This is a genomic window from Raineyella sp. (genome assembly GCF_034933565.1).
GTDB lineage: Bacteria > Actinomycetota > Actinomycetes > Propionibacteriales > Propionibacteriaceae > Raineyella.
This window is the reverse complement of sequence record NZ_JAYFNG010000009.1, coordinates 17,470-31,421: the sequence shown is the minus strand read 5'-3', so window position 1 is coordinate 31,421 and position 13,952 is coordinate 17,470. Positions and strand designations below refer to the sequence as shown.

Here is a 13,952-nt window from a genome sequence, read left to right as displayed (position 1 = left end):
ATCCCCGACCACGTCCGGGACGGCGGCCGCCGGCCGCCGGACGTTCGGCTGGCCCCAGCTGTGGGCGGCCCTCCCGGGGGCCCTGACCAAGCTCGACCCGCGTGAGCAGTGGCGCAACCCGGTGATCTTCCTCGTCTGGGTCGGCGCGGCCCTCACCACGGTCCTGGCGGTCGGCCAGGTCACCATGAAGGGGTTCGTGGCCGCCGGCTCGGCGGTCAGCCCGCTGTTCACCTGGTCCATCGCGGTCTGGCTGTGGCTGACCGTCCTGTTCGCGAACGTCGCCGAGTCGGTCGCCGAGGGCAGGGGCAAGGCGCAGGCCGAGGCGCTGCGCGCCACCCGGACCAGTACGGAGGCCTACCTCGTCGACGACTACCGCCCGGCCGAGGACCCGGGGGCCCACCACACGTTCCACGCCCCGGTCCCGTCCGCACAGCTGCGGCTCGACGACGTGGTGGTCGTCACCGCGGGCCAGGTCATCCCCGGCGACGGGGACATCATCTGGGGGATCGCGTCGATCGATGAGTCCGCGATCACCGGTGAGTCCGCCCCGGTGGTCCGCGAGGCCGGCGGGGACCGCTCCGCCGTCACCGGCGGCACGACGGTCCTGTCCGACCGCATCGTCGTACGGATCACCTCGAACCCGGGGGAGACGTTCGTGGACCGGATGATCGCCCTGGTGGAGGGCGCGAGCCGGCAGAAGACACCCAACGAGATCGCCCTCAGCATCCTGCTCGCGGCGCTGTCCATCGTCTTCGTCCTCGTCACCCTCACCCTCGACCCGATCGCCTCGTCGGTCGCCGCGCCGGTCGGCATCCCGGTCCTGATCGCGCTGCTGGTCTGCCTGATCCCGACCACCATCGGCGCGCTGCTGTCCGCCATCGGCATCGCGGGCATGGACCGCCTCGTGCAGCACAATGTCCTGGCCATGTCGGGACGGGCGGTGGAGGCCGCCGGGGACGTGACGACCCTGCTGCTGGACAAGACCGGCACGATCACCTACGGCAACCGCCGGGCCTGCGCCTTCGTGCCGCTCCACGCGGTGCGCGAGGAGCACCTGATCCGCGCCGCCGCGCTGTCCTCCCTCGCCGACCCGACACCCGAGGGGGTCTCGATCGTCGAACTCGCCGCCCACGACGGGGTCGACGTCGGCACCGCTGTCGAGGGCGAGATCGTCGCCTTCACCGCCCAGACACGGATGTCGGGTCTCGACCTGCCGGACGGGACGCAGATCCGCAAGGGCGCCGGCTCCGCCGTCAAGGCTTGGCTGGACGGCACTCCTCACCCGCAGCCGAGCAGCCTGTTCGCCGAGCTCGACGAGCACATCGAGCACATCTCCCGGTCCGGCGGCACCCCGCTGGTGGTCGCCGGCAAAGGGCCGGACGGTCAGGGCAGCATCCTCGGCCTGGTCCACCTCAAGGACGTGGTGAAGGACGGGCTGGCGCAGCGGTTCAGCGAGCTGCGGGCGATGGGGATCCGTACGGTGATGATCACCGGCGACAACCCCCTCACGGCAGCCGCCATCGCCGCGGAGGCGGGCGTCGACGACTTCCTCGCCGAGGCGACCCCCGAGGACAAGCTGGCCCTGATCCGCCGCGAACAGGAGGGTGGCGCGCTGGTCGCGATGACCGGCGACGGCACGAACGACGCCCCCGCCCTGGCCCAGGCGGACGTCGGGGTGGCGATGAACTCCGGTACGTCGGCGGCCAAGGAGGCCGGCAACATGGTCGACCTCGACTCCGACCCGACGAAGCTGATCGACATCGTCCGGATCGGCAAGCAGCTGCTGATCACCCGGGGCGCCCTGACGACGTTCTCGATCGCCAACGACGTCGCCAAGTACTTCGCGATCATCCCGGCGATCTTCCTGGGCGTGTTCCCCGGGCTGGCGGTGCTCAACATCATGGGTCTGCACTCGCCGGCCTCGGCGGTGCTGTCGGCCATCATCTTCAACGCCGTCATCATCGTCATCCTGATCCCGCTCGCCCTGCGGGGCGTGCGCTACCGGGCGACGAGCGCCGCCCGGACCCTCGGCCGCAATCTGCTGATCTACGGCATCGGTGGGATCCTGGCACCGTTCGTCGGGATCTGGCTGATCGACCAGGCCGTCCGCCTCATCCCCGGATTCTGAAGCAAGGAGCCGAATCGTGAAGAACTCAAGTCGTCGCATCGGCCGGACCCTGTGGGTCGCGGTGCGCTCGATGCTCGTGCTCACCGTCGTCCTGGGCGTCGGGTACACGCTCCTGGTGACCGGCATCGGCCAGATCGCCCTTCCCCACCAGGCCCACGGGTCGTTGGTGAGTGATGCGCAGGGCCGTACGGTCGGCTCGGCGCTGATCGGACAGTCCTTCGTCGACGGGCGCGGCGATCCGCTGCCGCAGTACTTCCAGTCCCGCCCGTCCGCGGCGGGGGAGGGCTACGATGCGGCCGCGTCGGCGGGCTCCAATCTCGGCCCGGAGAACGACACGCTGGTCAGCGCCGTCCGCGATCGCCGCGCCCGGATCGCCGTGTTCGACCGGGTGGACCCCGGTCTCGTCCCGGCTGACGCGCTCACCGCCTCGGCGTCCGGGCTGGACCCCGACATCAGCCCGGCGTACGCCGCCATCCAGGTCGATCGGGTCGCGGCCGCCCGGGGCCTGCCGGCCGCCACCGTCGCCGATCTGGTCCGGCGCGCCACCCGCCCCCGGGCCCTCGGCTTCATCGGCGAGCCGCGCGTGAACGTGGTCGAGCTCAACCTGGGTCTCGACGGACCGGAGGGCTGACCCATGACGGTACGGGGGCGGCTCCGGGTCCTGCTCGGCGCCGCCCCTGGCGTCGGCAAGACGTTCACGATGCTCGAGGAGGGCCGCCGGCTGCTCGGGGAGGGCCGCGACGTCGTGATCGGGGTGCTCGAGACGCACGGCCGGGCGGCCACCCTGGCGATGGCCGACGGGCTGGAGGTCGTCCCCCGCCGGACGATCACCTACAAGGGGGTGCAGCTCAGTGAGATGGACCTCGCCGCGGTCCTCGCCCGTGCCCCCCGGGTCGCCCTGGTCGACGAACTGGCCCACACCAACGCGCCCGGTTCCCCCCATGAGAAGCGCTGGCAGGACGTCACCGACCTCCTCGAGGCCGGGATCGACGTGATCTCGACGGTCAACATCCAGCACATCGAATCGCTCAACGACGTGGTGCAGCAGATCACCGGCGTGCCCCAGCGGGAGACCATCCCCGACGCCGTCCTGCGGGAGGCCGACCAGGTCGAGGTGGTGGACCTCGCCCCGCAGGCCCTGCGCGACCGGCTGTCCGGGGGCCTCGTCTACCCTGCCGAGCGGGTCGACGCGGCCCTGTCCAACTACTTCCGGCTCGGCAACCTGACGGCCCTGCGCGAGCTGGCGCTGCTGTGGCTGGCCGACGACGTCGACCAGGCCCTCAGGCGGTACCGCGCCGAACACGGCATCAACAGCAAGTGGGAGGCCCGCGAGCGCGTCGTGGTCACCCTGACCGGCGGCCCGGAGGGCGAGACGCTGCTGCGCCGCGGCGCTCGCATCGCCGCCCGCTCAGGAGGCGGGGAGCTCCTGGCGGTCCATGTGACCAGCCAGGACGGGCTGCGGGCGGCGAGCCCGGGGGCGCTGGCCGCGCAGCGGGCGTTGGTCGAGCAGTTGGGTGGCAGCTTCCACCAGGTCGTGGGCGAGGACGTCCCGACCGCCCTGGTCGACTTCGCCCGCTCGGTGAACGCGACCCAGCTGGTGATCGGCGTCAGCCGACGCGGCCGGTTGTCGGCGCTGTTGACCGGGCAGGGGATCGGCGCCACCGTCATCCGGGAATCCGGCGACATCGACGTCCACATCGTCAACCATCTCGCTGCCGGGGAACGGTTCACCCTCCCGCGGTGGGGTGGCGCGCTGTCGCTGCGCCGACGCCTGGCCGGGTTCCTGCTCACCCTGCTGGCCGGGCCCCTGCTCAGCTGGTTCCTCGTCACCGGACGCAACGACGACTCGATCACCGTCGACGTGTTGGGATTCCAGCTGCTCGTCGTGGTCGTCTCACTGATCGGCGGGATCCAGCCGGCCCTGTTCGCGGCCGTCCTGTCCGGGGTGACCATTGACTACTTCTTCCTCCAGCCGTACAACACCATCACCATCAGCAAGCCGCTGCACATCGTCGCGATCGGCCTCTACGTCGTCATCGCCGTGCTGGTCAGCGTCGTCGTCGACCGGGCGGCCCGCCAGACTCGTACGGCCCGCCGGGCCGCGGCCGAGTCCGACCTGTTGCAGACCGTCGCCGGCAGCGTCCTGCGCGGCCAGGGTGCCGTCCAGGCGCTGGCCGAGCGGACCCGGGAAGCGTTCGGCCTGCCGGCCGTCCGGGTGGTGTCCGCCGGCAGCGTCCTCGCCGACTGCGGCGAGGCGCCGCCGGAGGAGCGGCCCACCTCGGTCCCGGTCGGGGACCGGGCCCAGCTGGAGCTGTACGGCTCGGACCTCAAGGCCTCCGAACGCCGGCTCCTGGCGGTGATCGTCGCCCAGCTGGAGGCCGTCCTCGAGCACAGCGATCTCGAGGAGGTCGCCAGCGAGGTCGAGCCGCTGACCACCACCGACCGGGTGCGCAGCGCCCTGCTGTCCGCGGTGAGCCACGACCTGCGTCGCCCGCTGGCCGCGGCCACGGCCGCCGTCGGCGGGCTCCGGGCGGCCGGCGCCGCCCTCACCGAGCAGGACCGTGAGGAGCTGCTGTCCACCGCCGACGAGAGCCTCGCCACACTGGCCTCCCTGGTGACCGACCTGCTCGACGTCAGTCGCCTGCAGGCCGGCGTGCTGGCCATCACTGCGGCGCCCGTCGACCCTGCCGATGTGATCGCCCCGGCGCTCGATGAACTCGATCTCGGGCCCGACCAGGTCGAGATCGATCTGGCGGTGGACGTCCCCGCGGTGCTGGCCGATCCGGTCCTGCTGCAGCGGGCGCTGGTGAACCTGCTGGTCAACGCGGTGCGTCATTCTCCCGCCCACCGCCGGGTCCGGGTGTCGGTGAGCTCGTTCGCCGCTGTGGTCGAGATCCGTGTCATCGACCACGGCCCCGGCATCCCGACGGATCGACGCCACGAGATGTTCGTCCCGTTCCAGCGCCTCGGTGACACCGACAACACCACCGGCCTGGGGCTGGGCCTGGCCCTGTCGAAGGGCTTCGTGGAAGGGATGGGCGGCACCCTGTCACCGGAGGACACCCCCGGGGGCGGGCTGACGATGGTGGTGTCGCTGCCGACCGCGTTGTCGGTCGACCGCGCCGGGTCGTGCGAGGGGCGTGACAGGTCGTACGCGGGTCGCGGCGGGTCGGACGAAGGTGAAGACTCCTGACATGAAGATCCTGATCGCCGACGACGACACCCAGCTCCTGCGGGCCCTGCGGATCACCCTGAAGGTCAAGGGCTACCGGATCATCACCGCTGCCAACGGCGCGCAGGCCATCGAGGCCGCGATCGATCAGCGTCCCGACATCATCCTGCTCGACCTCGGCATGCCGGAGCTCGACGGCGTCGAGGTCATCCGCGCCGTCCGCGGCTGGTCCGAGGCGCCGATCCTGGTCATCTCGGGGCGCACCGGGGCGGCGGACAAGGTGGAGGCACTCGACGTCGGCGCCGACGACTACGTCACCAAGCCGTTCTCGATCGACGAGTTGCTGGCCCGCATCCGCGCCCTCACCCGACGCCTGCCCCACGACAACGCGCTGCCGGTCGCCACCTTCGGCGACGTCACCGTCGATCTCGCCGCCCGGGTCGTCACCCGTACGACGGCCGGTGAGCAACGAACGGTCCGGCTCACCCCCACCGAGTGGCAGGTGCTCGAGCTCCTCATCCGCAACCCGGGCAAGCTGGTCACCCGCCAGACGATGCTCGCCCACATCTGGGGCACCGATCACGTCACCGACACCGGATACCTGCGGCTGTACATGTCCCAGCTGCGCAAGAAGCTCGAGCCCGACCCGGGCGCGCCCCGGTATCTGCTGACCGAGGCGGGCATGGGCTACCGGCTGCAGCTCGACGACTGATCCACAGCTCCGCCCTTGACCCGAACAGTCCCGCCATGGACCCCAGCAGCCTGCCATGCAGCCCTGCCGGCCGGGAGAGAGTCGGAACCATCAGGAGTCCGGCAACCCTGGTGCGGTCCCCGCGGAGCTCACGGCTCGTAGATGCTGCCGCCGATGAACTCCCGCAGCAGCGAGTTGAACGGGACCTTCGCGCTGTCCAGCGGGTCGAAGAAGGTCAGCAGGTTGAGCAGCCGGTCGCGGGTGTCGCGGAACGGGCTGTCGTCGCCGATCCGGTGCAGGGCCGCCTCGCCGGGCAGCCGCAGCGCGTTCAGTTCGTAGACCATGCTGGAGTTGAACATCACGTCGGCGTCCTCCTGGAAGCGGAAGACGTTGCGGTACTCCCCGCGGCGGACGCTGGCCCACTGTTCCAGGGTCTGCTCGGCGCTCGTCCCGCGGGCCCGGTCGTCGCGGACGATCCGGCGGAGCAGGCGGATCTCGGTGGTGGGCACCCGGTTGAGCAGATCGACGTTCAGCCCGCCCAGGGCGCTGACGTGGATCTTGTAGAGCTGATTGCGGTTGATCCGGCCCACCAGGGTCGGGTTGAGGGCGTGGATGCCCTCGATCACCAGGATCTCGCTGGGGCCGACCTGGACGGTGGTCCGCTCGGTGGTCCGGGCCCCGGTGACGAAGTCGAAATGTGGCACCTCGACCGGCTCCCCCTCGACGAGCCGGCGCAGGTGGTCGCGCAGCAGGGGCAGGTCAAGGGCCTCCGGGACGTCGAAGTCGGGCCGCCCGTCGGCGTCCAGCGGGGTCCGGTCGTGGTCGAGGTAGTAGTTGTCGAGGGACAGGCCGACCGGGCGGAACCCGTTCACGAACAGCTGGGTGTTGAGCCTGCGCAGGAACGAGGTCTTGCCCGACGAGGTGGGGCCCGCGATCAGCAACGCGCGCAGGGCTCGGTGCTGGGTGAGGATCGAGTCGGCGATCCGGGAGATCTTCTTCTCGTGCAGGGCCTCGGCGATCCCGATCAGTTCCAGTTGGCGCCCCGACCGGATGAAATTGTTGACGTCCGCCACCACTTCGATGCCCACCCGGGACAGCCACAGTCGCCGCTCGGCGTACGCCGCCTCCAGCTTGACCGGCGGGATCAACGGGGTGTCGGCACCCTTGCCGATGTCGCCGAAGTCGACGATGAAGCCGTGCGAGAACGGCGCGAGGGTGAACGGCTCGACCTCCGAGGGCCGGGTCAGCGCCGGGTAGAGCGTACGGACCACCAGGCCGTCGACGTCGTACACGTAGTAGCCGTCCTCGCGCCCGATCAGCGGGATCGGTTCGTCGCGGGCCACCCACGCGCGCAGGCCCTCGTCGATCCGGCGGACCTCCCGGGTGGACAGGTCCGAGTCGACCAGATGGCAGAAGATCCCCTCGAGGATCGAGTACGACGTCTTCAGCCGTTCCTCGGGGAACAGGTCGTGCACCACCCTGACCAGGCCCAGCTTCACGGCCTGGCGCCCCTGGTGCAGATGTGTCTCCCGGATCTCCGGCATGGGCCGCCCTTCAGAGGTGCTGATCGGAACGAGGCTCCGACCAGACGAGCCTAGGGCCACGGGGGTGGTGCGGCAACGGGAATGACGGCGTCCGATGCCGCCCCAGTCGTTCGATCCGGACGCCCGGGCCGGTCAGGACGACCCGGGTCGGCCCGTACGCCGGGGGTCGGTCAGGACACCCAGGGCCGGTCTGGACACCTAGACGGTTGTCCGGGTCTTCCTGATCCCCACGGCCAGGCCGACGACGGCGGTCAGCCCGGCCGCCACGACCCCCCAGCCGACGGCCGGCGAGACGAAGGTCCCGGCGGCCAGCGCCCGCTCGGCCTCGACGATGTAGGTGAGCGGGCTGAACCGGGACGCCACCTGCATCCACACCGGGCCGGCCTCCAGCGGCAGCATCATGCCGGACAGGATCAGCAGTGGGAACAGCAACGTCTGCTGCACGCCCCAGAACACCCACTCCCGGCCCTTGCTGGCCAGGCCGAGGGCGTACGACAGGGCGCCGACCCCCACGCCGAAGACGCCCAGCAGGACCAGCCCGGCCAACAGGTGCAGCGGGTGGAGGCGGAAGCCGAAGGGGACGCAGGCGATGGCGATGATGAGTCCCTGGACGAACAGCGGCGCGAACTCCTTCAGGGACCGTCCGACCAGGATCGCCGAGCGACCCAGCGGTGTGGCCAGCACCCGTTCGTACGATCCGGTCATGAGTTCGTAGAGCAGGTTCGAGCCGGTCATCGAGGTGCCGAACAGGCTGATCATCACGATCACCCCGGGGACGAACCACTGCAGCGTGCCGCCGGTGCCGCCCGCGCCCACCCCGGTCGTGCCACTCATGCTCCCGAACGCGCCGCCGAGCAGCGGTCCGAACAGGGCGAGGAAGATCAACGGCTGCAGCAGTGAGAAGACCAGCGAGAACGGGTCGCGCAGGAAGAGCAGGATCTCGCGGACGAACACCGCCGTCGTGTCGCCGATGAACTTGCTGATGTCGGAGTGGCCGGCAGCCGGCACCGGGCCGGCCGGTCGGGTCGTGGTCATGACGCCGCCTCCTCACGCAGGCTGCGGCCGGTCAGGTTGAGGAACACGTCGTCGAGGCTCGCCCGGGCGAGTTCCGCGGCGCTGACCGCCACCCCCTGCAGGCGCAGCCGCTCGATCGCCTCCGGCAGCACCCGGTCGCCGTGGGCCGTCGAGAGGGTGACCTGAAGGTCCGACCCGGCGGCGTCTGCGTCGACCGCGACGTCGCCGAGCGTCCCGGGCAGAGCGGCCCGGACCCGCTCCCGGTCCGCGGCCGGCACTGTCAGGGTGATCACGTCGTCGGCGAAGTCGCGCTTGAGCACGTCCGGCGCGGCGTCGGCGACGATCCGCCCGTGGTCGATGATGACCACCCGCTCCGCCACGCTGTCGGCCTCGTCGAGGTAATGGGTGGTCAGCACCAGGGTCATGCCGTAGCGCTCGCGCATCGCGGTGATGTGGTGCCACAGGTTGGCCCGGGACTGCGGGTCGAGACCGGTGGTGGGCTCGTCGAGGAACAGCAGTGGCGGCCGGTTCATCAGACCGAGCGCCACGTCGAGGCGGCGACGCTGGCCACCCGACAGGGACTGCACTCGGCGCTTGCCCAGCCCGTCCAGCTCCAGGGCCGTCATCAGGTCGGCGGCCCGGGAGCGGTACTCGGCGGTCGGCAGGTGATAGAAGCGTCCCTGGTTGTGCAGCTCGTCGAGGACCCGGTAGGAGTAGCCGCCGCCGGTGCCCTGGCCGATGTAGCCGATCCTGGCCCGCACCTGCGCGGGTTGGGTGACGACGTCGTGGCCCGCCACCTGGGCCGTTCCCGCCGTGGGCTGCAGCAGGGTGGTGAACATCCGCAGCGTCGTCGACTTCCCGGCACCGTTGGGGCCGAGGAACGCGACGAGTTCACCCTCCCGCACGTCGACATCGATCGCCCTGACGGCTTCGATGACGTCCTTGCCGCGCCGGAAGGTCCTGGTGAGGCCTCGAGCACTGATCACCGTTCCAGGGTGCCCCATTCCGGTACGGATGCGTACCCCTGTCAGGTCGGCGGGTCACGGCGTACCCCTGTCGGGGCGGCGGGTCGAGGCGGCGGCCGGGCCTGATCCCCGAGCCGATAGGCTGCTGGCCGACTCACGAAAGGAACCGGGCATGTCACAGCCCCCCTCCGATCACGACGATGCCGGCCGCAACGAGGCCGACCACGACGAGGCCGCCGATCACATCCAGGCCGATCACGACGAGGCTGATCGCCACCAGGCCGATCCCGGCGAGGTCGCGGCGGATCAGGCGGCGGCGCCGGACACCCCGGCCGCAGCCTGGCCCCCGCCGAAGGCGCCGATGGGCTCGCCGCAGGCGCCCGGGATCCCGCCACAGCCGGTTCCCGCTCCCTATCGGCCGATGGTCCCGCCACGGCGAGGTCAGGGGGCGTTCGGTCGTGGCTTCGGCCTGGGCGCCGGGGCCGGCCTGGGGCTCGGCGCGGCCGCCATCGCCCTCAGCATCGTCGGTGCCCTGTTGGGCGCCATCGCCCTGGTCGCGGCACCGACGGTCAGTGGTGCCGGCACCGCCGAGCAGCTGCACACGATCTGGGGTGATCCCAAGGCCAAGCACACGCTGCGGGCGATCCCGATCACCGGCACGATCATGGGCGATTCGTCCGACGGGCTGGGCCTGACCGTCGGGACGTACGGCTACGAGGTGGCCCGGGTGATCGACAAGCTCTCCGCCGACGACGCCGACGGCATCGTCCTGCTGATGAACACCCCGGGCGGTTCCATCACCGGGTCGCGGGCGATCGCCGACGCGGTGGACCGCTACCGCGCCCGGACCGGCCACAAGGTGTTCGCCCACGTCGAGGGCATGTCCGCATCCGGCGGGATGTACGCGATGGCCAATGCGGATCGGATCGTCGCCGACCACGGCTCGCTGATCGGCAGCATCGGTGTGATCTCCGGGCCGTTCGTGCGTTACCGCGACATCACCGGGACCCCGGGCTCACTGCTGGAGTCCGGCGTCACCACCAAGGGTGGCATCACGTACGAGTACCTCACGATGGGCCGTGACAAGGACTTCGGCAGCCCCTACCGGGACATGCGTCCCGAGGAGCGCGACGTCTGGATGAACGGTCTGGCGGTCGAGTACGACGCCTTCGTCGAGTGGGTCGCGCAGCACCGGGGGATCCCGGCGGACACGATCCGCACCGCGTACGGCGCCCACATGTTCGACAGCCAGACCGCGGTGACCAACCGGTACGCCGATGCCGTGGGTGGCCAGGACGAGGCGTTCCGTGACTTCGCGACCCGGTCGGGCGTCGATCCCGCCGACACCAGGGTCGAGCAGGCGACCGCACCGGGCCTCCTCGCCACGTTGCTCGGCGTCGAGGCCCGGCCGCTCGGTGTCGCTCCCGCGGCGAAGGCGGAGGGGAACACACCGGCGCGGGCCACCGCCAAGATCTGCTCCGGCGCCCCGCAGGTGCTGGCCTACCAGGGCGACACGGCGGCCTTCTGCGGCTGATCGTACGGATCGACACGCCGACGGGCCGGGCCACTCCACTGGAGCGGCCCGGCCCGTCCCGGTCAGCCGGCGTCCCGGTCAGCCGGCGTCTCGGTCACGTCGGTGGCGTGGTCAGTCGGTGACCGCCAGCACCCCGTGGGCGCCGCGCTCGGCCAGCGTCATCTCGTGGTTGACGATCGCATAGTGGCCCGCCTCGGGCAGGGCCAGCTCGACGAAGCCGCCCTGACTCGCCAGCAGGTCCAACGTCTGGCTGCCGCCGGAGCCGCTGCTCGTACAGCCGCCGCTCACCCTGCCCGGGTCCTGGCCGCAGCGCAGCAGCCAGCCGCCCTCCTTCCAGACCGAGTCGAACTGCCCACCGACCACGTGGAACGCCAGCGACTCGTTCGGGCCGGCGTCGAGCACCCAGATCCGGATCCGCTTGCCGGTGTGCGCGGTGAGCGGGGTCCGGTCGTACTGGTTCGGGTAGCCGTTGAAGACGACGGCGTCGGGCGTACGCGCGGCGATCTTGTCCGCATCGGAGACGCCGCCCTGCGGGCCGTAGTACTGCTCGCCCTGGACCAGCAGGTACTCCTGGTCGACCGGGGCCAGGTCGGGCGGGTCGATCACCACCGCGCCGTACATGCCGTTGGCGATGTGCAGCGACATCGGCATCGTCGAGCAGTGGTACATCCACACCCCGGCCCGGGTGGCGGTGAACCGATAGGTGAGGCTCTCGCCGGGCTGGATCGTCCGCATCGGCCCGTCGGGGGCCAGTGATCCGGCATGGAAGTCGATGCCGTGGCCCATCGAGCCGTCGTTGACCAGGGTGATGTCGAAGGTGTCGCCGATCCTGCCGTGCAGCGTGGTGCCGGGCACGGTCCCGTTGAACGTCCACACATCCTGGGTGACGCCGGGGGCGACCTCCTGGACGGCCTCCTTCACGGTGAAGGTGGCCTTGTGCACGGTGCCGTCACCGATCGGTGGGAGCGCCGGATCGTACGCCGACCAGCCCGCGGCGGGCGATGCGTTGCGGTCCCAGACCGCGTCCGGGCCGGTCGCCGCCTGCCCGTTCGCCGCCGACCCCATCGAGCCCATGGATCCCATCGAGCCGGTGGGCCCGGTCGAGGCGGCACCGCCCGGCGTCGCCCCCGGGCCGGTGGCGGTGATCGACAGGGTCATGCCCATCTGCTTGTGTCCGGCGACCGAGCACCACCCCTGGAGGGAGCCGCTGATGATCCCCACGTCCAGCGGGGCGGTCTGGCCGGGGGCGATCCGCCCGGTGGTGGCGCCGTTGGCCAGGGTCAGGTCGTGGGTCTGCCCCTTGGAGTCGGAGTTGGTGACCCGGAGGACCAGTCGGTCCCCGACCGGCACCGGGATCGTCGAGGGGGTGAACCTCATGTCGGCGGCGGTGACCGCGACGGTCGTGGTGTGCCCGGTCGGGGTGACGCCCGCCGGTGCGGCGGCCCCGGGGACCCCGGCCGCCGCGGCCGTCCGCGGCGAGGGAGCGCGGACGACGGCGACCGGATCGACCATGCCGGCCACCACCACGAGGAGGGCGAGGACACCGACTGCGGCCGCGAGCTGGCCCTGGCTGCGCCGGCGTCGGATGGCCGGGTCCTGGTCCTGCGGCGGCTCGGGTGGCTCACTGTCACGGCGCCGGACCAGGCGGACCCCGGTGACGACCGTGGCGATCAGCACGCCGATCGTCCAGGCCATCACCACGTACACCGTCATCGAGGTGGTGACCTTCACCAGACTCGGCACCGGCAGCAGGAAGACCAGCCCGGCGACGTTGGCCAGCACCACCCGGGCGACGGCCGCCCGGTCCACCAGGGCCGTGGTCCGCCGGACGATCGAGGGGCCGCCGCCGACCACGACCGGCAGCAGGTAGCTCAGCGCGCCGAACAGGACCTGCGCGACGAAACCCGCGGCGAACGGGCCGGTCAGCGCGTGCAGCCCCTCGACGGCACCGGCCAGGTCCTTCGCCGTGGTCAGCTCGACCGCGACGGCGACGACGCAGCCGGCCCACCACGCCAGCCCGGCGAGCATCGACCAGGTGCCGAAGTCGTACGGGCGCTTGGTGAGCGCCTCGCGGGTCAGCGGCGCCGCGATCACCGCCAGGCCGGACAGATAGCCGAGGGCGGCGAGCACGGCGACCCAGCGCAGGTCGGCGAGCGCCGCGGCGGCGAGCAGCACGGTCGAGCCGGCGAGCAGCCACCAGGCGCGCCGGCCGACGGTGACGGTGGCGTCGTCGGCCCGGGTGCGCAGCATCGTCGGCCACAGCGTGATCACCGTGCCGGCGATGGTGAGGCCGACCCAGCCGAGCACATTGAGCGCCAGGTGCGCGAGCAGGAAGCGCGGATGAGCCGGGGAGGTGCTGGGCACCGCGGCCAACCGGGTGCCGAGCCAGACTCCGATCGGCAGCATCAGGGCCGCGGCCACGTAGTAGCGCACCGTGACGGTGAACCGGGCCGGCAGCGACCTGCGTACCCGGACGGCCAGCATCACGGCGTGCAGCACGGCGGCCAGCCCGACCAGGCTCGCACCGATCCACAGCGCGGGCCGGTTGCCGGTGACCAGGCCGGCCACCACGCCCAGTGCGCCGGCGTTGAGCAGGCCGAGGACGGCCGCGTCCGTGCGGGGATGCCCGTCCGAGCCGCGCAGGATCGCGTCGGTGAAGTAGCCCGACCAGACCACGATGGCGTTCGACACGGCGCCGAGCAGCAGCAGGTGGACCATCAGCCAGCGGGCCTCGGGCACGAACCGGTGCGACAGCACGATCACGACGTCGGCCAGCAGCCAGGCGAACATCGGCGCGGAGCGCACCAGCATCCGGCGGCGCCGCCCGGTCGGGCGCCGATCGGTGCGGTGGTCGGTACGTCGACCGGGGCCTCCGGTGGCCGGATCGTGGTGGGAGATCTGCAC

9 protein-coding genes are annotated in these 13,952 nt (G+C 71.6%); 5 read left to right on the top strand and 4 right to left on the bottom strand.

All coding sequences use genetic code 11. From position 1 onward, the window contains the following. The first annotated feature begins 124 nt into the window (after window positions 1–124). The 4 genes from kdpB to VB059_RS02870 are packed head-to-tail and all read left to right on the top strand — an operon-like array spanning window position 125 to window position 6,012. On the top strand, window positions 125–2,128 hold the full coding sequence (kdpB, locus tag VB059_RS02885; protein WP_416339484.1) for a potassium-transporting ATPase subunit KdpB: 2,004 nt from the start codon (window positions 125–127) through the stop codon (window positions 2,126–2,128). Between the two features lie 16 nt (window positions 2,129–2,144). Beyond that, a complete protein-coding gene (gene kdpC / locus VB059_RS02880; RefSeq protein ID WP_323420524.1) occupies window positions 2,145–2,759 on the top strand; it encodes a potassium-transporting ATPase subunit KdpC in 615 nt (204 codons plus the stop codon). A 3-nt stretch (window positions 2,760–2,762) separates the two neighbouring features. Continuing rightward, a complete protein-coding gene (locus tag VB059_RS02875; protein WP_323420523.1) occupies window positions 2,763–5,321 on the top strand; it encodes an ATP-binding protein in 2,559 nt (852 codons plus the stop codon). 1 nt (window position 5,322) lies between these two features. Continuing rightward, window positions 5,323–6,012, top strand: a complete 690-nt coding sequence (locus tag VB059_RS02870) for a response regulator transcription factor (RefSeq protein WP_323420522.1) — start codon at window positions 5,323–5,325, stop codon at window positions 6,010–6,012. 128 nt (window positions 6,013–6,140) lie between these two features. Here VB059_RS02870 and VB059_RS02865 read toward each other — a convergent pair whose 3' ends face one another. From VB059_RS02865 to VB059_RS02855, 3 genes are all read right to left on the bottom strand, one after another. Further along, window positions 6,141–7,535 (bottom strand): nucleoside kinase, encoded by a 1,395-nt coding sequence (locus tag VB059_RS02865; protein ID WP_323420521.1) that lies wholly within the window; start codon window positions 7,533–7,535, stop codon window positions 6,141–6,143. Between the two features lie 198 nt (window positions 7,536–7,733). Continuing rightward, window positions 7,734–8,570 (bottom strand): ABC transporter permease, encoded by an 837-nt coding sequence (locus VB059_RS02860; protein WP_323420520.1) that lies wholly within the window; start codon window positions 8,568–8,570, stop codon window positions 7,734–7,736. Then, window positions 8,567–9,535: an ATP-binding cassette domain-containing protein gene (locus tag VB059_RS02855; protein WP_323420519.1), complete on the bottom strand. Its 969-nt coding sequence runs from the start codon at window positions 9,533–9,535 to the stop codon at window positions 8,567–8,569. Before VB059_RS02855 ends, VB059_RS02860 begins: the two co-directional genes overlap by 4 nt. A 151-nt stretch (window positions 9,536–9,686) precedes the next feature. On the opposite strand from VB059_RS02855, the gene VB059_RS02850 reads away from it, so the two are divergent. Further along, window positions 9,687–11,048: a S49 family peptidase gene (locus VB059_RS02850; protein ID WP_323420518.1), complete on the top strand. Its 1,362-nt coding sequence runs from the start codon at window positions 9,687–9,689 to the stop codon at window positions 11,046–11,048. Between the two features lie 111 nt (window positions 11,049–11,159). On the opposite strand, the gene VB059_RS02845 is transcribed toward VB059_RS02850, so the two are convergent. Continuing rightward, window positions 11,160–13,952, bottom strand: coding sequence for a multicopper oxidase domain-containing protein (locus VB059_RS02845; protein ID WP_323420517.1), 2,793 nt, complete (start codon window positions 13,950–13,952; stop codon window positions 11,160–11,162).

Bases quoted from the DNA above. Each gene is read 5' to 3' on its own strand.
- VB059_RS02850 (WP_323420518.1), top strand. From the start codon at position 9,687: ATGTCACAGCCCCCCTCCGATCACGACGATGCCGGCCGCAACGAGGCC.
- VB059_RS02860 (WP_323420520.1), bottom strand. From the start codon at position 8,570: ATGACCACGACCCGACCGGCCGGCCCGGTGCCGGCTGCCGGCCACTCC.
- VB059_RS02875 (WP_323420523.1), top strand. From the start codon at position 2,763: ATGACGGTACGGGGGCGGCTCCGGGTCCTGCTCGGCGCCGCCCCTGGC.
- VB059_RS02865 (WP_323420521.1), bottom strand. From the start codon at position 7,535: ATGCCGGAGATCCGGGAGACACATCTGCACCAGGGGCGCCAGGCCGTG.
- VB059_RS02870 (WP_323420522.1), top strand. From the start codon at position 5,323: ATGAAGATCCTGATCGCCGACGACGACACCCAGCTCCTGCGGGCCCTG.